The sequence below is a fragment of the Streptosporangium sp. NPDC049644 genome (assembly GCF_040675205.1).
GTDB classification, from domain to species: Bacteria; Actinomycetota; Actinomycetes; order Streptosporangiales; family Streptosporangiaceae; genus Streptosporangium; species Streptosporangium fukuiense.
Window position 1 is genome coordinate 14,894 of the sequence record NZ_JBFAOJ010000043.1, and the last position, 21,587, is coordinate 36,480.

Sequence of the window (21,587 nt, forward strand, 5' to 3'; positions counted from 1 at the left end):
ATGGTCGGCGCCGGGGTGGTGATGGTGAGGACGGGGCGGAGACATCCGTTTCGTGACCAGGTGCGGGCAACGGCGGAAAGAAAGCCAAGCCCTCGGGCCTGAATGGTTCACTTATTCACTCTGGTTTGCGACCCTTGTCCTATCCCCTGTAGGGAGTGGCGATGCGGCGGTTCGGTTCGGCGGCGGTGTTCGGAGGCCTCCTGTTGGCGGTCGCCGGGGTGGCGCCCGCCCTGGCTCACGAGCACCCCAGCGGGATCACCGACCTGGTGACCCCCGCGGTGGCCAGGATCGAGACCACGGCGCGCGTGGACATCACGCTCCTTGACCACATCGGCGAGCTGGTCCACGTGGAGCGTTCCTACGAGGTGCCGATCGGCAGCGGCACCGGCACGGTGATCAACCCCGACGGGGGCATGGTCACCCTCACCCGGGTGGTCAAGAACGACAGGGACGTCCGGATCTACGCCGCCAACAAGATCTTCGCCGAGCACCACAAGCTCAAGGTCCCCGCGGACTTCGAGCGGCACAAGCTCAAGGACGACCTGCTCGACCACCACCTGCAGGAGTGCTACCCGCCCAAGCAGCCCACCGCCACCTGCATCATCGACGTCACCACAGAGATCAGGGTCTTCCCCAACATCACCCCCGCCGACAAGGAGGGGTTCAAGGCCGAGATCGTCCGCGTCGGCGACAAGCCCGACAGCCCGGCGGTGCTGAGGCCCGTCGGCCGCGCCGACGGGAGCGCGGGCCTGCCCACCGCCCCGCTCGCCGCCGAGGTGCCCGCCAAGGAGGGCTCGCCGGTGGCGATCGCCGGGTTCACCGGGCGACCGGCCGCGAACCTGCCGGAGACCGTCGACATCGCCCACCTGCGGGCGGGTGGCGCCGGTGAGGGCGGCCGGCAGTTCAAGGACCCGGAGAACAAGGTCAACGAGCCGGAGAAACTGGGCGCCCTGGTCGACAGGGGGCTGCTCGGCGGCCCGGTGATCGAGGACAAGAAGGGCGAGGTCGTCGGCCTGCTGCTCGGCGGCGGCAAGGACGCCCGGATGATCGGTGTCAGGGAGGTCACCAAGGCCCTGGCCGAGGCGGACGTCGCGCCCGCCCGCGGCCCGATCGACGCCGCCTTCGAGCAGGCGCTGACCCGCTTCCACACCCACTACTACGGTGACGCGGTCCCCGCCTTCCAACGGGTGCTGGACCTCTACCCGGGCCACACCGTGGCCGCCGCGCACCTCAAGACGGCCCAGGCCAAGCGCGGCACCGCGGAGGACGAGGGCACCAAGAAGACGGCGGCCTCCACCGACGCGTCCGGCGGCGCGCCACTGTGGCCGTTCCTGGTCGGCGGCGGCCTGCTGGTGCTGGTGGTGCTGGCCACCGCGATCCTGCTCTGGCGCCGCAGGCTCTCCGACCACGAACCGGCGCCGGAGCCGAGCCCGCCCGCCGACACCCTGCCCCCCATCCCGCCTCCCAGCGTGAACCCGCCGCCCGTGCAGGCGAGATCGGTCTTCGACGAGCAGGTCGACTCAACGATCGTGGTCGGCCGCTCCTTCCCCGCACTGCCCAAGATCTCTTCGACCTCGCCCGGCCAGCCGGTGCTGGTGGCGCGCGATCCGGGCTCCAACACCGCTCCGGACCCCAGACCCGCCGAGACGACGGTGCAGAAGTACTGCACGGGCTGCGGGATGCGGCTGGGGCCCGCCCACAGCTTCTGCGGCTACTGCGGCCAGCCGGCCAAGACGTGATGTCAGCCAACGACAGGGCGCTGATCGGCCGGGAGGTGGCCGGCTACCAGATCGAGGACATCATCGGCAAGGGCGGCATGGCCGTGGTCTACCTCGCGGTCGACCCCAGGCTCAACCGCCGGGTGGCACTGAAGATCCTCAACCCGCTCCTCGGTGAGGACGAGCGGTTCCGTCAGCGCTTCGTGCTGGAGTCGCGCACCGTCGCGAGCATCGACCACCCCAACATCATCCCGATCTACGAGGCCGACACCGCCGACGACGGCACCCTCTACATCGCGATGCGCTACGTCAACGGCCCCGACCTGCGCAAGCTCTTCTACGACCGGGGCCCGATGCCGGTCAGCCAGGTCAACCGGACCTTCGCCCAGGTGGCCGCCGCGCTCGACACCGCGCACGCCCACGACCTGGTTCACCGCGATGTCAAGCCGGCCAACATCCTGATCGCCGCCCACACCGAGGGCGACCACGCCTACCTCACCGACTTCGGCATCACCAAGCACCGCACCTCGATCTCCGGACTGACCCAGACCAACCAGTTCATCGGCACCCCCCGCTACATGTCGCCCGAGCAGATCAACAAGGAGCACATCGACGGCCGCTGCGACCAGTACGGCCTGGCCTGCGTGGTCTACGAGGCGCTGGCCGGGAGGTTGCCCTTCCAGCGCGACAACGAGATCGCCCTGCTCTGGGCACACCTCGCCGAGACCCCCACCCCGCTCACCACGCTCCGCCCCGAGCTGCCGCTCGAGGTCGACGGCGTCATGATGCGGGCCCTGGCCAAGTCGCCCGAGCAGCGCTACGAGACCTGTGGCCAGTTCGTCGCCGAACTGCGTGACGCGATCAGCGGTGCCGGCCAGCCGTACCAGCTCACCCAGGCTCGCCCCGCCGCACCGACGGTGCCCACGGGGCGATCGGAGCCGAGCAGGCCCAGATCCGGTGGGAAGGGCATCCTCATCGGCGCGGCGGTGGCGATCACGGCGATCGTCGCGCTGGTGGCGATGCTCGCGACGTTCCTGCGCGGTGGCGACACCTGGGTGGCGTACCAGGGGTCGGCCGCGGTGCCGGTCGCCTTCCAGCATCCCGGCGCCTGGACCCTCCAACCGCACGCCGACGTGTTCGTGGTGGCCTCGCCGAGAGTGGAGCAGTTCCGGGCGCTGTTCGCCACGCCCGTCACCGCCGACTGGGCGACCGTGAACGAGATCATCAAGGACGACCCCCAGGACGCGGCCGGTCTCTACGCGCAGACGCTCGACACCCTCGACCCGCGCAGCAGTGCCAAACAGCTGCAGGAGACGATGCAGTCCTCGCTTCCAGGCACGGTCAGCGTCTTCTCCCAAGTCGTCCAGGTGAGCGTGGGCGGGCAGCCGGCCATCCGGCTGCAGGGGACGATCGCCGACCCGCAGCGCGGCGGCCAGCTCGAATTCACCGGCTGGGTCGTCGAGCGGCCGGACGAGCCGGCCCTCATGATCTATTTCTGCGCGCCCGGCAGGTGCGACAACGCGACCGCCAATCAGTTCGTGCGGAGTGTTTCATTCCCAATGTTCTGAACCGTTGACTTGCGTCCCACTTGTGATCGACTTGTCCGGGTGTTTTGTCCTATGGGCAAGACGGTCATCAAGCTTTAGTCTCCCCGCATGGCGGTTCTCCTCTCCCCTTTTCGGCACCTGCGCGCGGTGCCGAAGCCCGACTTGCTGATCGGCGTCGCGATCGTCGCCCTCGGCACGCTGGAGGCGTTCACCGTCGCCCCCGAGTACGGCGTGACCGAGACGACCGAGCTGTGGTGGGTCGGCCAGGCGCTCGTCACCGGCGTGCTCGTGTGGTTCCGGCGCCGGTCGCCGGTCGCCGTGTTCATCCTGATGATCATCGCTCAGTACGCCTGGTACCGGCAGGGGTACGAACACTGTCAGACCTGGCAGCTCGCCTCCCTGCTGATCGTCTTCCACACCGTCGGTGCCGAGCTCCCCTTCAGACCCGGGCTCGCCTGGGCCGTCACCGGCATCCTGGTGTTCGCCTCCGGTGCCGTCGACCACCGCCGGCTCCCCTTGGCGGAGGTCGTCTTCCTGGCCGTCCTCTTCGGCGCCACCTACCTCACCGGCCTCGCCCTGCACGCCTATGTCGCTCGGGTGCACCGCCTGGCCGAGCAGGCCGTTCACCTGGAACGTGGCAGGGAACGCGAGGCCGCCGAGGCCGTCGCGCGGGAGAGAGCGCGCATCGCCCGCGAACTGCACGACGTGGTCGCCCACAGCGTCAGCATGATGGTCATGCGGGCCGGGGCGCTCCGCCGCTCGCGAGGCGGAGACGACGAGACACTGCTGGGCATCGAACGGATGGGGCGCGAGGCGGTCGAGGAACTGCGCGTCATGCTCGGTGCGCTGCGGATGCCCCTGAACGAGGGCATCCCGCAGCCCGGCCTGGACCTGCTGTCCGGAACCGTGGACTCGCTCGTCTCCTCCGGGCTGCGGGTCACCCTCGACGTACGGGGGGAGGTGGTGAGGCTGGCATCCGGGCTGGATCTGTCGGTCTACCGCATCGCCCAGGAGGCCCTCACCAACGCGGTCAAGCACGCCGGAGAGTCCGAGATCCGGATCATGCTCTCCTACCACCGGGACTCCGTGGAGGTGGAGGTCACGAACGGGAGTGGGAACGGCGAGACGTTCTCCGCGCTGTCGACGGGCAACGGCCTCGTCGGCATGCGTGAGCGCGTCGCGCTCTTCGGCGGCACCTTCGAAGCCGGCCCGCGTCCAGAAGGCGGCTTCCGCGTCCACGCGTCCCTACCGACCTCGCTGGAGGTGTCGGCCGGTGAGCCGATCACATGAGTGGAACCGGCCGTATGAGCCGGTTGACCGACCGAACCATGAACCAGGCGCCGATCCGCCTGGCAAGAAGGAGAAGAAGTGAGCATCCGTATCGTGATCGCCGACGACCAGGCGATGGTCCGCGCCGGGTTGAAACTCGTCGTGGAGAGTGAGCCCGACATGGAGGTGGTCGGTGAGGCCCCCGACGGGGTCGAGGCCATCGCCGTGGTCCGCCGCACCAAGCCCGACATCGTGCTGATGGACATCTCGATGCCCCGTATGGACGGCCTCACCGCCGCCAAGCAGCTCCTGGGACAGCCGGAATCGCCGAAGATCATCATGCTGACCACCTTTGACACCGACGAGAACCTCTACACCGCGCTCCGCGCGGGGACCAGCGGGTTCCTGCTCAAGGTCTCGCCGCCCGAGCAACTGGTGGACGCCATCCGTGTCGTCATCGCCGGGGACGCCCTGCTCGACCCGGCCGTCACCACCCGGGTCATCGCCTCCTTCGCGGGCCGTCATGATCCCGCGCCCCCGCCGCAGCTGGCCGACCTCACCCCGCGTGAGCTGGAGGTGTTGCGCTCCCTGGCCCGTGGCCTGACCAACTCTGAGATCGCGGGGAAGCTCTTTGTCGGTGAGGCCACGGTCAAGACCCATGTGGCACGGGTGTTGATGAAGCTCCATCTGCGGGACCGCGCTCAGGCGGTGGTGTTCGCGTACGAGTCGGGCGTGGTGCGGCCGGGAGCGACGGTCGGGTAGTAGGAGATCCACTCCTCGCGGCTCATCCGGATCATTTTGACGCCGAGCCAGCCCAGCGCGACCGCGGGGGCGGCCCACATCGGAACGGTCACCGGACCGTACGGGACCACCATCGAGGCGAGGTAGCCGACGCCGGCGACGAGTGGCACCCACCAGTGTGCGAATCCCGCCCGCCAGACGCCGATCAGCAGGACGGGCAGGCCGAAGATGGCGAAGAACAGCCAGGGCATCTGGAACCCGAAGACGACGCCGGGCAGGTTCAGCATCTCCTCGAGGATCCGCTGCGCCTGCTCAGGGGTGTTCCGCTGCCCGAGCCACCACTCCACCGGGTCGGTCATGAGCAGGCCCGACAGGCTGATGTAGCCGAGGATGGTGAGCGAGCCGACGATGTGGCCGAAGACCACCGCGCGGCGGCGCATCACGTGCAGCAGGCCGAAGACCGCGAGGGCCATCAGCAGGTAGGCCCAGTGATACATCACCGACTGGACCTGGGCGAGGGCGGGATTTTCCGCGAAACTGACCGCTTCGCGCTCGTCGCCCCAGGTGCCGGGGTCGAGGATGACAGCGACGGCCTGGAGCAGCGGGGCGACGATCAGCAGTAGGCCTGATGTGACGCGCCGGAAGTCGGCTGAATCCTTGAACATGGTCTTTCTTCCTGTGGGGGGCCGCTTAGTTCAGGAAGGTAGGCGGCGGGCACCCGCCGGGTCGTCCGTCGCCGGGCTGATCCGGGGTCCCTCTCACGGGGTAAGAAGTTCTCACCATGGGCCGGTGAAAGGTGTGAGAAGTGCGTCTCATAAGGTCTAGACCACAGTGTGTGGGCTGGCGATCAGAAAGATAAGTGATGTTGCACGAAAAACTGGACTCGATCTACGACAGTGTCCTGCGCCGCAACCCGGGTGAGATCGAGTTCCACCAGGCCGTTCGCGAGGTGTTGGAGAGCATCGGACCGGTCCTCGGCAAGCATCCCGAGTATGCCGAATCCAAGATCATTGAGCGGATCTGCGAGCCGGAGCGACAGATCATCTTCCGGGTGCCGTGGGAGGACGACCAGGGTGAGGTCCACATCAACCGTGGCTTCCGGGTCGAGTTCAACAGCGCGCTCGGGCCCTACAAGGGTGGACTGCGTTTTCACCCCTCGGTGTACCTGGGCATCGTCAAGTTTCTCGGCTTCGAGCAGATCTTCAAGAACGGGCTGACCGGCCTGCCGATCGGCGGAGGCAAGGGGGGCTCGGACTTCGACCCCAAGGGCCGCTCCCAGCGCGAGATCATGCGCTTCTGCCAGAGCTTCATGACCGAGCTCTACCGGCACATCGGTGAGTACACCGACGTCCCCGCCGGGGACATCGGCGTCGGCCAGCGCGAGGTCGGCTACCTGTTCGGCCAGTACAAGCGCATCACCAACCGGTACGAGTCCGCGGTGATCACCGGCAAGGGGCTCAGTTACGGCGGCGCCCAGGTCCGCACCGAGGCGACCGGGTACGGCTGCGCGTTCTTCGTCGACGAGATGCTGAAGGCACGCGGCACCTCCTTCGACGGCAAGCGCGTCGTCGTGTCCGGCTCGGGCAACGTCGCCGTCTACACGATCGAGAAGGTGCAGCAGCTCGGCGGCACGGTGATCGCCTGCTCCGACTCCTCGGGGTACGTCGTCGACAACAAGGGCATCGACCTGGACCTGCTCAAGCAGATCAAGCAGGTCGAGCACCTCCGGATGGACGCCTACGCCAAGCGTCGCGGCGGCGAGGTGTCCTTCGTGGCGGGGCGGAGCATCTGGGAGCTGCCGTGCGAGGTGGCGATGCCGTCCGCCACCCAGAACGAGATCACCGGCAAGGACGCCGAGGCTCTGGTACGCGGCGGGTGCATCGCGATCGGCGAGGGCGCCAACATGCCCACCACGCCCGAGGGCATCCGGATCTTCCAGGAGGCGGGCGTCGCCTTCGGGCCGGGCAAGGCCGCCAACGCGGGCGGCGTGGCCACCAGCGCGCTGGAGATGCAGCAGAACGCCAGCCGCGACTCGTGGACCTTCGAGTTCTCCGAGCGCCGCCTTCAGGAGATCATGAAGGACATCCACGGCCGCTGCCTGAAGACCGCCGACGAGTACGGCATGCCGGGCAACTACGCGGCCGGCGCCAACATCGACGGCTTCAAGCGCGTCGCCGACGCGATGCTCTCCCTCGGCCTGATCTGAGCCCTGACCTGAGTCGTCTGCCGTGACCGCCAAAGGCGTCGGTCACCGGCACACCTTCCGTCGTGGCCCCGGACGCTGAGCCCGCTCCCCGCACACCGGGATGCCGGCGGCGTCCTGAGTGGACGTTCTCCAGCGGAACCGCACTCTGATCGCTGGAGCCCCGGCAGGGGCTCTACACGGGGAAGAACCACTCCAGCGCGGTGAGGGATTTGCTGACGTAAGAGTTCTGGCCGGTTTCGAGGCCGTAGGCCAGGTCCTCCACGAGGCTGCATCCGCCGTAGAAGAGGGCGCGCTCGCGTAGGGCGGTGAGGTCGCCGGACCGGTAGCCGCCGAGGGCGGCGTCCAGGGCGACCGGGCCAAGGTCGCGGTACAGCAGGCCGAAGTCGTAGGCCGGGTCGACGATCGCGGCGTCGCTCCAGTCGATGACGCCGGTCACCGCACCCGTGGCTGGGTCGACGAGCACGTGCTCGATCCCCAGGTCGTTGTGCGAGAAGACCGGGACATGGTCACCGTCCGGGGGAGAGGTCTCCAGGAACGTCTTCACCGCCCGGTGCCGGGCCGTGGGAATCTCCCCGGCGATCGCCGAGTAGATCTCCCTCGCCTCGTCCAGCCATTCGGACAAAGGTGGGTTGTCCACCTCGACCAGGCCGGCCAGCCGATCGACCGGAACCGCGTGTACCGCGGAGAGCAGGCCGCCGAGCGTGGCGGCGACCGACGGACCGCAGGCCGACCGCTCCGCTGGAGGCAGGTCGAGCAGTGGCAGGCCCGGGAGCTTGGAGTAGGCCAGGCAGCCCTGCTCCGCGACGGTGAACCTCGGTTCGGGGACGGGCACCGGTGAGAAACGCGCGACGGTGGTCAGGAGGCGGGCCTCACGGTCCACGAGCATGGCGCGCCGTACGGGATCGGCCTCCTTGCTGAAGCGTACGATCAACTCGTCGTTGACCTCGTACGCGAGGTTGTCCTGACCCTCGCCGAGCGGCGTGACGGTGTCGACGCGGTAGCCGGGCAGGTGCGCGGCCACCGCGTCGCGGGCGGCCTGGGCGTGGTCGTGGCTCTGCATGCCGTGACCCTACCGATCACCGGGCCGGGCCGGAGCGGCTCCGGCCTGTCAGGGCGCCGTGACGACACGAACCGACGAGGTTCCCGCGGCAACGCCGGGTGGCCCTGGCCGCCCGGCGTGCGAATCGCCGGACCGGCTCCTCCGCTGTCACCCGTGACGTCGGGAGTGCGCTCAGCTCGCGCCGGGGACGGTGACGTTCTTCTCCTGGAAGCCGTAGCCGTTCTGGGTCGCCTTCTGCTGCAGGCCGGTGAAGGAGTTCTTGGTGGCGTTGAGGTCGGCCTCGGTGGCGGTGCCGTTCTTCAGCTTGGAGGTCAGGTTGCTGAAGCTGGCGGTGACCGCCGTGACGCCCTTGCACAACGTCGGGTTGGCCAGGGCGAAGCGCTTGGCGACCTTCAGTTCGTGAACGGTGAAGAGACCGGCCACGGCCGCCTTCGCGAAGGTCCGCTTCCGCTTCTCCGCCCCTTCCTTGAAGCCCCCGCTCCGCAGTGGTCTGTAGATGTAGCGGTAGAAGGCTCCCAGCGCGAGGCCCGCGTGCAGCGCGAAGCGGGTCTTGGCGAACCTCTTGGTGTTGCCGGTGGCCGGGCAGTCGTCCGAGGGGTACTCCTGGTCGGCCTCCGCGCCCTGCGGGGCGCCTTCGGCGGCGGGCGGGACGGCGGCGGCGGGCGGCGCGGTCGTGGCCACCGCGGCTTCGGGCTTCAGGGCGGTCGGCCTGTCACCGCCGCAGCCGCCCACCAGGGCCACGGCCAGCAGTACCGCTGCCGGGACGGCAAGGGATCGGGTACTCCGTGCAAGCATTTTCCCCCCCGGAGAACTTCACGGTGTCGCGATTCGCACCTTTTCTCCCGTTTCTACCCTTTGTGGTGGCTTCGATACGTTATGTGATCCTAGTAGCCCTTCGGGGCGTCTTGTGGGACGGGGTGAGGGCGTGTTCGAGAGGCTCGTCATTAGTTGAGGGTTGCCAGGAACCGGCGCCAGCGTGATGAGGTCCGGGCGAGACGGCGCAGGGAGTCCGGGACTGTCGGCGGCGGGCGGTGGCCACTCACGTCGAGCTGCTCGAGGGCGGTGAGGTCGCCCAGCCATTCGGGAAGGTCGGTCAGCCGGTTGTGCCGCAGGTAGAGGTATTTGAGGCCGGTGAGGTTGCCCAGCGAGTCGGGAAGGCTGGTCAGCTCGTTGGCGCTCAGGGCGAGCAGGTAGAGGGCGCTGAGGTTGCCCAGGCACTCGGGGGCCTCGGTCAGCCGGTTGGTCCGCAAGGTGAGGCGCGTGAGGGCGGTGAGGTTGCCCAGCGAGTCGGGGATCTTGGTCAGCCGGTTGTCGTCCAGCCCGAGGTCATTGAGGGCGGTGAGGTTGCCCAGCGAGTCGGGAAGGCCGGTCAGCTGGTTGTTCCACGCATAGAGCCTGGTGAGGGCGGTGAGGTCGCCGATCGAATCGGGGAGGCGGGTCAGCCGGTTTTTGCTCAGCTGGAGATGGGTGAGGGCGGTGAGGTTGCCCAGCCAGTCGGGGATCTCGATCAGCCGGTTGCCGTCCAGGCGGAGTTCGGTGAGGGTGGTGAGGTCGCCCAGCCAGCCGGGAAGGCCGGTCAGCTTGCCGTCCAGGCGGAGGTGGGTGAGGGTGGTGAGGTCGCCCAGCGGCTCGGGGATCCCGGTGAGGTGCAGGCGGAGCTCGCGCAACCCGGTCAGCTCACGTAGCTGCTCGGGCACCGTTTCCAGCGGTACGTGACTCAGGTCGAGCGTGTCCGACTCGTTCCGCAGGCACTTGTTGATCCGTAGTACGGCGGTCCTTGGCAGCTTCTTGTCGCCGGTCATGACTCCCCTTTCCGAGAGCGTCGGCCCCGAACGGCCCGGTCGGTACCGGAGGCCGACGATCACGCTAGGCGCTGCTACTGGAGGCTGACTTGTGGATCATTGGCATCCCTGCGGGCCACTTTCCAGGTCCGATGAGCGGGCGTGGGGAGTAGGGCAGAACGGAGCCGGGCGGCCCGTTGGCCCGCCTCTCGGCCGCCGAGTGTTTCCTTCACCGAAGACCCCGCCCGCCACGGCACTGATCACGGCGATCGCCGGCCCCAACTCGGCTCCCAGTGGCCCGCAAGGGCGGGTTCCTAGCGTCCGTCCCGTAGGAGTGATCATCGGGGACGAGTGGGGCGGGACGCGTGGACATGAGGTTGTTGCTGGGGCTCGACGGGCCGGATCTGTCCGCGTTGGCACGGGCCGTCGTGGGCGCGTTCGGGCCGGGCCGGCCGCCCGACGCGAGGTTCTCCGTGGGCTTCGCGGACGAGGTGCCCGGTGCGGACTGGTTGGAGCGCTTCGCCGCCCGCCAGGAGAAAGGGGCGGAGAGCGCCGTCGGGTGGAACGGTGACGGCGAGCCCTTCGCCTTCAACATCGGTAACGCCATCGTGAAGGCGGGCCGTGACGGCGACTGGACCGCGGAGTCGCTGCTGGAGGTTCTGGAGGTGCTGCCCTTCGCCGTGGCCTCCATCGGAGGCGTCCATCACTGGACCGGCAACGGAGGCTTCGCCGATCTCCACTACAGCCACGGGTGGGCGTGCGCTTTCCGGGGGGCGGGCCATGACCGCCTGCTGTCGCGGCGGTGGCTGGAGTACGGCCCGTGGCGGCTCCTCACCCGTGGGGACATCACGCTGGTGCAGTTCCACGACCTGGCCGCCGACTCCGAGACCGCGCGGCGGCAGGCCTGGCCGGGACACGAACTTCTCACGGCGGGGATCGGCTACCTGTCGCCGCCGCCCGGCGGGGCGCGGCGCCACCCGCGGTCGAGGGTGCGCGGCCTGTACGACGTCGACACGCGGACTCTGCGGATCGTCGTGCACGGTCGCGCCGTGCACGACGCCGAGATGCGCGACGCCCGCCTGGCCGTACTCGAAGGCTCCGGTGACCCGCCGATCGCCGGAGTCGCGTACGTGTTCATGGAGGAGGTGGTGGCCCGCGCGCACCTGCACCGGCTCTGGCTGCACGAGCTGGAGTGCTGGGCGATCGTCCACGGCCGCGAGGTCCGCCTTGACGAGGACTACCGGCCCGCGCGCACCCCACCGCAGTGGGCGGTGGCGCTGACCTGACACCGCCCCGCGCCGGGGTGGAGACCGGCTCGTGAAATGTCGATCTCCCAGAAAGGTCTCCGCGTAAGGGATGTGCCAAAAATGGGATGGATTGTGTATATTTTCCGTTGTTAGCTCTTGCTTGAAGGAGGATTTATCGTGGTGGCTCTTCCGCGGGTACTGTTCGACGAGGCTCACAGCGAGTCGTGGACCATCCGGCGGGACGTGGCCGAGACGATGAATCCCGGCCATCCCGACGACAGCGGCTACGTGCGCGCCGCCGAGCTGCTGCGCCGGCTGGGGCACACCGTGGACGCGCACACCGAGGGGCCGCTCACCCCGGCCCTGCTGAGCGCGCGGGACGTGCTGGTGATCGCGCATCCCGCGGACGGGCGCTGGGAGCGGACCACCGGGCTGGGCAGCCCGGTCCTGCCGGTCGAGGAGCTGGACGCGATCGAGGAGTACGTCGCGGGCGGCGGCGGACTGGTCGTGCTGGCCGAGTACGAGCAGGAGAAGTACGGCAGCAATCTCACCGAGCTGCTCGCGCGCTTCGGCGTCGGGGTCGAGCACACCCTCGTCCACGACCCGCGGAGCGCCCACAACGGCGTGGCCGCCTGGGTCATGGGCACCCCGCGAAAGGTCGACGTCGCGGGCCAGGACCTGCTGGCCGGGGTGCGGAGCGCCTGCTTCTACCGGGCCGGGGTGCTCACCGCCCCCGAGGACGCGGCGGTGCTGTTCGAGACCTCGCCCACCGCGACCCCCGCGGGCCGCCCGCTGGCGGTGGCCGTACGGCACGGCGAGGGCCGCGTGGTGGTCGTCGCCGACTCCGACCTGTTCGGCGACGACTCGATCGGCGACCACGACCACGCCGCGCTCTGGGGCAACCTCGTCACCTGGGTCGCCCGCGTCCCCGACCCGGCCGCGACCAGGGAGTCCGAGGCCCGCGCCCTCTTTGCGGACCTGAAGCGGGCGATCGAGGAACTGCGGCCGATGCAGGCCAAGGACGGCTCGGTGGAGGGGGACCACGCCAGGGCCGCCGAGCTGGTCGCCGAGATCGCCGGGCACGTCGAGCGGCTCGCACCGCGCTTCCCGCACGACGCCGGCTACCTGGCCGCCGTGGTCGCCGACCTGCGCAAGTGGGCGGACCAGGGCCTGGGCGTGCCGGACTTCCTCGACTCACTGGACGCCTTCCACCCCGACGCCCAGCGGGTGGACGGTCTGGAGCACCTCGTGCTCTTCCCGATGTACACCCAGAACGGCAGCACCTCCCGGCTCATCGAGGCCGTGTGGATCCGGACGATCTGGCCGGAGTGGCTGGCCGAGCTGGAGCGGACCCGCTACGACAACCCGATGTTCGTGCCGATCGCCTTCGAGGACTTCACCTCCGGCTACGACACCAACTCCGCGGTGCTCTTCCCGGAGACCGTCGCGGTCAGGAAGACCCCGGCCCGCTTCACCTGGGGCGGCATCTTCGCCGACCGCGAGGCCGCCAGGTTCCGCGCGGTGAGCGGGGCGGCGGCGGACACGCTCAAGCTGGCGCTGCCGCCGGACGCGGCCAGGCTGATCGCCTCCCAGGATCTGGCCCAGGACACCTTCGTGCTCTGGGACCTGATCCACGACCGCACGCACAGCCACGGCGACCTGCCGTTCGACCCGTTCATGATCAAGCAGCGGATGCCGTACTGGCTGTACTCCCTGGAGGAGCTGCGCTGCGACCTGACCGCGTTCGGCGAGGCGGTGAAACTGGAGCGGGAGGGCGTGCCGCACGCCCGCTACGTCCAGCTCGCGGTGCTCTTCGACCGGCTGTTCCGCTTCCCGATCACCGGTGACCGGGTCCGCAACTACGACGGCCTGGGCGGGCAGTTGCTCTTCGCCTACCTGCACCGCAACGACATCGTCAGGTGGACCGACAACCGGCTGAGCGTCGACTGGGACCGGCTCGCCGACGGCGTGGCCGATCTGCGGGGCGAGGTGGAGAAGCTCTACCGGGACGGCATCGACCGCTCCAAGCTGGCCCACTGGCTGGCCGCCCACCAGCTGGTCGCCGCCTACGTCGAGCCGCACCCCGCCTCGGTCTGGGCCCGGGGGGTGGAGGCCCTCCCCGTTGAGGGGTTCCCCAAGGCCGTGGTCGACGCGGTGCTGCCCGACGAGTTCCCGCTGAGCATGTTCTACGAGGCCCTGCGCCGTAAGCTCACCGATGTCATCGACTCCACGAAGGGCATCCGAGCATGATCATCCTTGTCACCGGCGCGGCCGGTCCCGCCGGTCAGGCCGTCGTCCGCAGGTTCACCGGCCAGGGGCACACGGTGATCGGCGTCGACAAGAGCGGTGCCGACGGGACCCTGGCGGTCGACCTGCTCGATTTCGACGCGGTCAAGGGGCTGGCACGGGAGGTGGCGGCCGAGCACGGCCACCTGGACGGGATCGTGCACCTGGTCGGCGGCTGGCGCGGGTCCAAGACCTTCGCCGAGACGTCGCTGGAGGACTGGGCGCTCCTGCACGACCTGCTGATCCGCACCCTGCAGCACGTCACGCTGGCCTTCGAACCGCTGCTCAAGGCCAGTGAGCGCGGCCGGTTCGCCATCGTCTCGGCCAAGACGGCCGCGCGTCCGGGCCAGGGCGACGCGGTGTACGGCACCGCCAAGGCCGCTTCCGAGGCGTGGACCCTGGCCTTCGCCGACGCGCTGAAGGACACCGCCTCCACCGCGAACATCCTGGTGGTCAAGGCACTCGTGCACGACGGCATGCGCGCGGCCGCCCCGGAGCGGAGGTTCCACGGCTTCACCGACGTCGACGACCTCGCCGAGGCGATCGACAGGCTCTGGGAGACCGACGCCAACGGGACCCGGATCGACCTCACCGAGAAGTGACCCGTACTGCGGCCAAAAAGAAGTAAGGCGACGCCCGGCCACGAGGCGGCCGGGCGTCGAACGAGGGGAAAGAGCACGTGACGGACGCCATCCGCAGGCACGACCCGCTGGTGAAGGGCTTCGCCAGCGACAACTACGCCGGGGTGCACCCGGAGATCCTCCAGGCGATCGCGCTCGCCAACGGGGGACACCAGACCGCGTACGGCGACGACGTCTACACCGAGGCGCTGCAGGAGATCTTCAGGAGGCACTTCGGTCCCACGGCCGAGGCCTGGCCGATGTTCAACGGCACCGGTGCCAACGTGGTCGCGCTCCGCTCGATGACCGCCCACTGGGAGGCGGTGGTCTGCGCGGAGTCGGCGCACATCCACACCGACGAGGGCGGCGCCCCCGAGCGGTCGGCGGGGCTCAAGCTGCTGCCGGTCGCCACCCCCGACGGCAAGCTCACGCCCGAGCTGATCGACAGGCAGGCGTGGGGCTTCGGCGACGAGCACCGGGCCCAGCCCAGGGTCGTGTCGATCACGCAGACCACCGAGCTGGGCACGCTCTACACGCCGGAGGAGATCAGGGCGATCTGCGACCACGCCCATGATCTCGGCATGGTCGTCCACCTCGACGGCGCCCGCGCCACCAACGCCGCCGCCGCGCTGGACGTGCCGCTGCGCGCGTTCACCACCGACGTGGGCGTGGACGTGCTCTCCTTCGGCGGTACCAAGGCCGGCCTGATGTTCGGCGAGGCGATCGTGGTGCTCAACCCCGACGCCGTCCGCGGCCTGCGCTACCTGCGCAAGAGCGCCATGCAACTCGCCTCCAAGATGCGGTTCGTCTCGGCGCAGTTCGAGGCGCTGCTCGCGGGCGACCTGTGGCTGCGCAACGCCCGCAACGCCAACGCGATGGCCCGGCGGCTCGCCGAGGCGGTGCGGGATGTGCCCGGCGTGGAGATCCCGCGTCCGGTGCAGGCCAACGCGGTCTTCGCGATCCTGCCCGGGGACGTGACCGAGCGCCTGCAGAAGCGATTCCGGTTCTACACCTGGAACGAGGCCACCGGCGAGGTGCGCTGGATGACCGCGTTCGACACCACCGAGGCCGACGTGGACGCGTTCGCCGCCGCGGTGGCGCAGGAGGTGGGCGCCGCCTGACCGCGGTGGTCAGGGATCCGAGGGAGCGCCTATACTCGCGGGTATGAGCAAGCACAGTCTGGGTCTGTGGCGGGCCGCTGAGAGGCGGATCCGCTAGCCAGTCCCGACTGCGCACAGAAACGGCCGCCGTTCACCGGCGGTCGTTCTCGTTCTCCCGTACGGCCGGTGCGCGGCGGTCCTCCCTTCCACAAGGAGTGACCATGACAAAGCGCGTCTTCACCGCCTTCAAACCGACCGGCCACCTCACGCTGGGCAACCTGCTGGGCGCGATCGTGCCCGCGGTACGGCTCCAGGACGAGGCCGACTGCGTCTACGCCGTCGCGGACCTGCACGCCCTGACGATCAAGCACGACCCGGAGCGGCTCCGCGCGAACACCCGCGAGGCGGCGACCCTGCTGCTCGCCTGCGGCCTTGATCGCTCTCTCCTCTACATCCAGTCCCAGGTGCCCGCGCACACCGAACTGGCCTACCTGCTGGAGAGCACCGCTCACTACGGCGAGATGCGGCGGATGATCCAGTTCAAGGAGAAGTCGGCCGGACAGGAGGAGGTGCGGCTCTCACTGCTCACCTACCCCGCGTTGATGGCCGCCGACATCCTGCTGCACCGGGTGGACGTCGTGCCCGTGGGGGAGGACCAGCGCCAGCACGTGGAACTGACCAGGGACCTGGCCCTGCGGTTCAACCGCCTGTACGGCGAGGTCTTCACGGTGCCCGAGGCGGTGCAGCCGCGGGTCGCCGCCAGGGTCATGGACCTGAGCGATCCCACCTCGAAGATGGGCAAGTCGGATGGCTCGGCCGCGGGAACCGTCTATCTGCTCGACCGGCCCGACGACATCCGGCGCAAGGTCATGCGGGCGGTGACCGACTCCGGCACCGAGGTCCGCCACGATCCGGTGGGCAAGCCCGGCGTCTCCAACCTGCTCGCCCTGCTCGCCGCCTGCGCGGACCGGCCGATCGAGTCGTTCTCCTACGGGTCGTACGGCGCGCTCAAGCGGGATGTGGCCGAGGCGGTGGTGGAGCGGCTGCGGCCCGTCCAGGAGCGCCACGCCGAACTCTCGGCGGACCAGGCCGAGTTGTCGCGGCTCCTGTCGGACGGGGCGGCGCTGGCCACCCGGCGCACCGCCGGCCTGCTGGCCGAGGCCCGGCAGGCCATCGGCCTGCCATGAAGGCGGCCTGAAACCGGGTCTCGCCTGTCGGGTTCGGCGGGCGGGACTCCCCGCGCCCGGGGCGCGGTGGACCGGATCCGCCACACCGGCGGGCCGGACTCAGTTCTTCTGGCCCGTCTCGTGCTCGTACGCGGTCAGCTGCTGTTCGAGGGCCTTCATCAGCTCGAAGACCTGGCTCGGCGGGATGCGGATCCGGCTGACGATCCGGGTCGGCACGCTCACGAAGTGATGCCCCGAGGAGGGGTCGTTGGCCAGTTGGGGCGGCCTGGTGATCACCGCGAAGTCCAGGACGAACCCATCCTGGGTGTGCCACACGGAGGCGAAATTGGCGTACTGCCCCATTTCTACCTCGGCGGAGATGCTCACCTCCAGGCGGTTCTCCGGCTCGTCGTTCACCATTCTCTTTCCTCCGGCCAGGTTGACTCCATGTTGCCCTGGCCGGAGACCGGCCACACAGGGACGCGCCGACGCTATTAAAGGATGGAAGGCAGCCGCTGGGCGCCGCGCTGCCGCAACATGTCGGTCATCAACTCGATCTCGCCTGTCTGGCCGTCGACGATGTGCTGCGCCATGGTGGCCACCTCGTCGCGGTCGGACAGTTTCAGCAGCCCCCGGCCCATCTGCACGCCGCCCTCGTGATGGCGGATCATGAGCTGCAGGAAGAGGATCTCCTGGTCCTTGCCTGTGGCCTCCCGGAGCCTTTTGAGCTCGTCGTCGCCGGCCATACCGGGCATCGCGGCGGAGGCGCCCGGCGTTACAGAGTGGCCGCCGTGACCGGCCATCCACGCCATGACCGGTCGCTCCGTCGACTGGTTCAACCCCCACTGCTGCAGCCAGCCCATGAAGATGCCGCGCTGGGCCGTCTGGGTGACGATGATGTCGTAGGCCAGCTGCCGGAGCGCCTCGTCCTCGCTCCCGTCCCTGGCGATGAAGGACATCTCGACGGCCTGGGCATGGTGGACCGACATGTCGCGGGCGAATCCCGCCTCCGCTGAGGCGTCGGTCGGGGATGCCGTCCTGCCCACGACGAACAGCAGCGTGACCGCCACGACCAGGCAGCCGAGCAGGACGCCGAGCGCCACGCCGCGCCTGGACTTCGCACTGTCTTTCACCGGAGTCTCCATTGCCTGCCCAGCGTACCCACTGCTGCGAATCATCGCTCTATCACGTGTTATGAGCCCTTTATTCTCCACATACGCCGGTAGGGCATAGGGTGACCGGAGTTGTTTGCTGGCTGGAGGGTTGATGACCAAGGAAAAGGCGCAGGCGAGGCGGGAGCACCTTGCCCGGATGCGTGCGGAGCAGCAGCGCAAGGAGCGTAGAACGGCCTTCCTGATGTGGGGTGCCGGAGGCCTCGTCATCGTTCTGCTCGTCGGGCTCGTCGCCTTCTACATGGTCAGCGAGCGGGCCACGACCTCGCTGGACAGCGTCATCAGCGCGAAGTACGCCGGCAGCCAGCACACCCAGACCAAGGTGACGTACAAGGAGAACCCGCCGCTCGGCGGCGAGCACCACCCGTCCTGGCAGAACTGCGGCATCTACGACCAGCCGATCAACAACGAGAACGCCGTCCACTCCATGGAGCACGGCGCCGTGTGGATCACCTACCGGCCCGACCTGCCCAAGGCCGAGCTGGACAGGCTCAAGGAGCTGGCGTCCAAGGACTACATGCTGCTGAGCCCGTACCCGGGGCTGTCCGCCAAGGTCGTGGCCAGCTCCTGGAACAAGCAGCTCAAGCTGGACAGCGCGGAGGACCCGCGGCTGCCCAAGTTCATCACCAAGTACAAGAACGGCCCGGACACCCCCGAGCTCGGCGCGTCCTGCAGCGGAGCCGTGGGCACCACCACCGCCGAGGCGCCCATCCCGGAGACCGCGCCGTCCGCGGCGCCCGACCAGAGCGGCGCCCCGGCCACCGACGCTCCGGCCACGCACACTCCGGCACCCAGCGCCACCCCGGCGCCCTGACCGGGTCCTTGGTCCGGCTCGGTCCCCGCTAGGCCCGCAACGCCCACTCCAGGGGCACCGCCTCCAGCCCGTGAGCCTCGGCCACGGGCCGGTTGGTCAGGTGCCCCTCGTGCGTGTTCAGGCCCCGTGCCAGCGCGGGGTCGTCCCGCAGGGCCTCCCGCCAGCCCAGGTCGGCGATCGCGAGGGCGTAGGGGACCGTCACGTTGGTCAGGGCGTACGTCGAGGTGTGCGGGACCGCGCCCGGCATGTTGGCCACGCAGTAGAACACCGAGTCGTGCACCCGGTAGGTCGGATCGTCATGGGTGGTGGGCCGGGAGTCCTCGAAGCAGCCGCCCTGGTCGATGGAGATGTCCACCAGGACCGAACCGGGCCTCATCCGTGAGACCAGGTCGTTGTCGACCAGCTTGGGGGCCCTCGCGCCCGCGACCAGCACCGCGCCGATGACCAGATCCGCGTCCAGCACCGCCCGTTCGATCTCGTACGCGGTGGAGGCGACGGTCCTGCAGTGACCCCGGTAGATCATGTCCGCCTGGCGGAGCCGGTCGATGTCGCGGTCCAGCAGCAGCACCTCCGCCTGCATGCCCAGTGCGATGACCGCGGCGTTCATACCGGAGACCCCGGCGCCGATCACGACCACGCCGGCCGCGCGTACCCCGGACACCCCGCCCATCAGCACGCCTCGCCCGCCGCCCTGGCGCATCAGGTGGTAGGCGCCCACCTGCGGGGCGAGCCGTCCGGCCACCTCCGACATGGGGGCCAGCAGAGGCAGGGAGCCGTCCGCTTTCTGCACCGTCTCGTAGGCGATGCCGGTGATCCCCGATTCGAGCATGGCCCGGGTGCAGGCCGGCGACGCGGCCAGGTGCAGGTAGGTGAAGAGCACCTGGCCCTTGCGCATCCGGTGGTACTCCTCGGCGACGGGCTCCTTGACCTTCAGGACCAGGTCGCCCTCCGCCCACACGTCGTCCGCGGAGTCCAGGATGGTCGCGCCCGCGCGTCGGAAGTCGGTGTCGGGAATGGCGGACCCCACCCCGGCGTCCCTCTCGACGAAGACCTGGTGGCCGTGCCGGATGAGCTCATGGGCTCCGGCGGGAGTCAGGGCCACACGGTATTCACGATTCTTGACCTCGCGGGGAACAGAGATCTTCACGGCTCCTCCAGGGTGGGCACGTGTCCTCTTCCTCACGTGCGTTCCCCGAAAGTGAGTAATCACGCGCAGGGTGACAGGAAAGGGGCGGTGCCCCGGCGGTTCGTGGACGCCCGGCCGGTCGGTATCCGTCCTGACTTGCGGGGTTACCGGCTTCCGGTGCTGATCGATAGGCTCGCCGCGAACAGATGCGAGGAATACGGGGATATGACGATGGGGATGCACGCGGGGCCGGGTGGGCCGCCCGTACCGCAGGGACCTCCAGCAGGGTCTGACGAGCCCGCCGGCGCGTCATGGGGACCCTCGTCCTCCTACGACGCCTTCACGCCGCCCGAGCGTCCCGGCGCCTCAGCCGGACGCCACGCCCGCGGCCCCCGGGAACCGGGCACCGGGACTCCCGGTGAACCGAGGCCCGAGGGCCCCGATCGGGGTGGTTCCGGTCCCGCCGGTTTTGGTCCCGCCGGTCCAAGGTCCGGTGATCCCGGCTCCGAAGGCCCGGGGCCCGGTGGTCAGGACCCCGGTGACCCGAGGTTCGCCGGCCCAGGTCAGGGCGGGCAGGGTCAGGGCGGGCAGGGGCCGGATGCGCCGGGACCGGCTGGTCACGGGGCTGCCGGTCAGGGGCCGGGTGGTCCGGGGCCGGGTGCTCTGGGAGTGGGCGTGCCCGCAGCGGGGGTCCCGGGAGCGGGCGTGCCGGCCCCCGGCGGCAGGCAGGCCGGGGGGTTGCCGCCGGGCGGGGCGCCGGGGGTGCCCCGGGCGAGCCGGATCACGACCGCGATCCTGGTGTCCACCCTGGTCGTCGTCGTGCTGATCACCGGCGTGCTCGGCACCATCGCGGTGCTCATGACCCGCAACCCCGACATGCCGCTCGGCGCCAAGCCACCCAGCAGGCTGGCGGTTCCCATCCACTTCGCCCCGGTGACCGAGGCGAAGGCCGGAGCCTGCACGCTTCCGGAGACCTACCCCGACGACCTCGGGCAGAACTGCTACTCGGTCGCCGCCGGGGTCACCGTGAACGCCGTGCGGAAGATCGAGGCGATCCAGGAGAAGAACGGCACCTACTCGGTCAGGATCGCTTTCGCGCCCACCTTCCGCGAGCAGATCACCGACCTGACCGAGGAGGTGGTCAAGGAGGACGACCCGGTCAGACAGCAGATCGCGATCGTGGTGGGGGAGAAGGTGGTGGCGGCCCCCCGGGTCGCCCAGGCGATCACCGCCGACAGCCTGAGCATCGCCGGCTCCTTCACCAAGGAGCAGGCGGACGCGATGGTCGTCCGGCTGCTCGGCTCAAGCGGCATCGGCACTGAGCCGACCACCGACCCCCAGCCGAACGACACCTCGGTCTTCACTCCGCCGGCCGATCCGTCCACGAACCCGCAGCCCGACCAGCCGGTGAACCCGTCGAACAACGGCGTCCCGGACACGACCGCGACGAACCCGCCGGGGACCGGTGGAACAGGGACCGGTGGAACAGGGACCGGTGGAACAGGGACCAACGGAACAGGGACCGATGGGGCAGGGACCAACCCCGCCACCCGGAACACCTCTCCGGCCACGTCGGGCGATGGAGACCTCGACCCCAGGTACGCCACCTGCAAGGAGGCGAACGACAACGGATACGGCCCCTACCACAAGGGGATCCACCAGGAGTACGACTGGTACATCGACGGGAACAAGAACGGTATCGCCTGCGAGCTGAACGACAGGTCCTGAGCGCGA

The 21,587-nt window shown here is 69.5% G+C and carries 19 protein-coding genes; 12 read left to right on the forward strand and 7 right to left on the reverse strand.

From position 1 onward, the window contains the following. The first annotated feature begins 161 nt into the window (after positions 1–161). The 4 genes from AB0J58_RS23570 (at position 162) to AB0J58_RS23585 (ending at position 5,296) form a co-directional block, all read left to right on the forward strand. Positions 162–1,739, forward strand: coding sequence for a hypothetical protein (locus AB0J58_RS23570; protein ID WP_364218747.1), 1,578 nt, complete (start codon positions 162–164; stop codon positions 1,737–1,739). Beyond that, a complete protein-coding gene (locus AB0J58_RS23575; protein WP_364218749.1) occupies positions 1,739–3,286 on the forward strand; it encodes a serine/threonine-protein kinase in 1,548 nt (515 codons plus the stop codon). Before AB0J58_RS23570 ends, AB0J58_RS23575 begins: the two co-directional genes overlap by 1 nt. Before the next feature lie 87 nt (positions 3,287–3,373). Beyond that, positions 3,374–4,555 carry a histidine kinase gene (locus AB0J58_RS23580; protein WP_364218751.1) on the forward strand — a complete coding sequence of 394 codons (1,182 nt, stop codon included), beginning with the start codon at positions 3,374–3,376 and terminating at the stop codon, positions 4,553–4,555. Positions 4,556–4,633: 78 nt separating this feature from the next. Beyond that, positions 4,634–5,296 carry a response regulator transcription factor gene (locus tag AB0J58_RS23585; RefSeq protein WP_364218753.1) on the forward strand — a complete coding sequence of 221 codons (663 nt, stop codon included), beginning with the start codon at positions 4,634–4,636 and terminating at the stop codon, positions 5,294–5,296. On the opposite strand, the gene AB0J58_RS23590 is transcribed toward AB0J58_RS23585, so the two are convergent. Next, positions 5,236–5,940, reverse strand: a complete 705-nt coding sequence (locus tag AB0J58_RS23590; RefSeq protein WP_364218755.1) for a hypothetical protein — start codon at positions 5,938–5,940, stop codon at positions 5,236–5,238. The two genes, AB0J58_RS23585 and AB0J58_RS23590, sit on opposite strands and share 61 nt — an antisense overlap. A gap of 197 nt (positions 5,941–6,137) precedes the next feature. Here AB0J58_RS23590 and gdhA point away from each other — a divergent pair, with 197 nt between their 5' ends. Next, complete coding sequence (gdhA, locus tag AB0J58_RS23595) at positions 6,138–7,481, forward strand: NADP-specific glutamate dehydrogenase (RefSeq protein ID WP_364218757.1); 1,344 nt, start codon at positions 6,138–6,140, stop codon at positions 7,479–7,481. Positions 7,482–7,653: 172 nt separating this feature from the next. Here gdhA and AB0J58_RS23600 read toward each other — a convergent pair whose 3' ends face one another. The 3 genes from AB0J58_RS23600 to AB0J58_RS23610 all read right to left on the reverse strand — a co-directional run bounded on the left by AB0J58_RS23600 (position 7,654) and on the right by AB0J58_RS23610 (position 10,343). Beyond that, positions 7,654–8,541, reverse strand: coding sequence for an aminoglycoside phosphotransferase family protein (locus AB0J58_RS23600; RefSeq protein ID WP_364218759.1), 888 nt, complete (start codon positions 8,539–8,541; stop codon positions 7,654–7,656). Positions 8,542–8,712: 171 nt separating this feature from the next. Further along, entirely contained in the window at positions 8,713–9,336 is a 624-nt protein-coding gene (locus AB0J58_RS23605) for a hypothetical protein (RefSeq protein ID WP_364218761.1), read from the reverse strand. 149 nt (positions 9,337–9,485) lie between these two features. Then, positions 9,486–10,343 carry a leucine-rich repeat domain-containing protein gene (locus AB0J58_RS23610; RefSeq protein ID WP_364218763.1) on the reverse strand — a complete coding sequence of 286 codons (858 nt, stop codon included), beginning with the start codon at positions 10,341–10,343 and terminating at the stop codon, positions 9,486–9,488. Positions 10,344–10,693: 350 nt separating this feature from the next. Here AB0J58_RS23610 and AB0J58_RS23615 point away from each other — a divergent pair, with 350 nt between their 5' ends. From AB0J58_RS23615 to trpS, 5 genes are all read left to right on the forward strand, one after another. Continuing rightward, entirely contained in the window at positions 10,694–11,608 is a 915-nt protein-coding gene (locus AB0J58_RS23615) for a hypothetical protein (RefSeq protein ID WP_364218765.1), read from the forward strand. A 138-nt stretch (positions 11,609–11,746) separates the two neighbouring features. Then, the gene (locus AB0J58_RS23620; protein ID WP_364218767.1) at positions 11,747–13,819 is read left to right on the forward strand and encodes a DUF6421 family protein; all 2,073 of its coding nucleotides are present in this window, start codon (positions 11,747–11,749) and stop codon (positions 13,817–13,819) included. Beyond that, positions 13,816–14,457: an SDR family oxidoreductase gene (locus tag AB0J58_RS23625; protein ID WP_364218769.1), complete on the forward strand. Its 642-nt coding sequence runs from the start codon at positions 13,816–13,818 to the stop codon at positions 14,455–14,457. Before AB0J58_RS23620 ends, AB0J58_RS23625 begins: the two co-directional genes overlap by 4 nt. Positions 14,458–14,534: 77 nt before the next feature. Then, entirely contained in the window at positions 14,535–15,596 is a 1,062-nt protein-coding gene (locus tag AB0J58_RS23630; RefSeq protein WP_364218771.1) for a low specificity L-threonine aldolase, read from the forward strand. A gap of 200 nt (positions 15,597–15,796) precedes the next feature. After that, positions 15,797–16,762, forward strand: a complete 966-nt coding sequence (trpS, locus tag AB0J58_RS23635; protein WP_364218773.1) for a tryptophan--tRNA ligase — start codon at positions 15,797–15,799, stop codon at positions 16,760–16,762. Positions 16,763–16,861: 99 nt separating this feature from the next. Here the strand turns inward: trpS and AB0J58_RS23640 are convergent, their stop codons facing one another. After that, a complete protein-coding gene (locus AB0J58_RS23640; protein ID WP_030921269.1) occupies positions 16,862–17,161 on the reverse strand; it encodes a DUF3467 domain-containing protein in 300 nt (99 codons plus the stop codon). 74 nt (positions 17,162–17,235) lie between these two features. Beyond that, positions 17,236–17,874, reverse strand: a complete 639-nt coding sequence (locus AB0J58_RS23645; RefSeq protein WP_364218775.1) for a DUF305 domain-containing protein — start codon at positions 17,872–17,874, stop codon at positions 17,236–17,238. A gap of 133 nt (positions 17,875–18,007) precedes the next feature. Between AB0J58_RS23645 and AB0J58_RS23650 the strand changes: the two genes are divergently transcribed. After that, positions 18,008–18,727: a DUF3105 domain-containing protein gene (locus AB0J58_RS23650; RefSeq protein ID WP_364218777.1), complete on the forward strand. Its 720-nt coding sequence runs from the start codon at positions 18,008–18,010 to the stop codon at positions 18,725–18,727. A 28-nt stretch (positions 18,728–18,755) separates the two neighbouring features. Here AB0J58_RS23650 and ald read toward each other — a convergent pair whose 3' ends face one another. Next, positions 18,756–19,874 carry an alanine dehydrogenase gene (gene ald, locus AB0J58_RS23655; protein WP_364218779.1) on the reverse strand — a complete coding sequence of 373 codons (1,119 nt, stop codon included), beginning with the start codon at positions 19,872–19,874 and terminating at the stop codon, positions 18,756–18,758. Between the two features lie 654 nt (positions 19,875–20,528). On the opposite strand from ald, the gene AB0J58_RS23660 reads away from it, so the two are divergent. Beyond that, positions 20,529–21,581 carry an excalibur calcium-binding domain-containing protein gene (locus tag AB0J58_RS23660; protein WP_364218781.1) on the forward strand — a complete coding sequence of 351 codons (1,053 nt, stop codon included), beginning with the start codon at positions 20,529–20,531 and terminating at the stop codon, positions 21,579–21,581. Positions 21,582–21,587 lie beyond the last annotated feature (6 nt).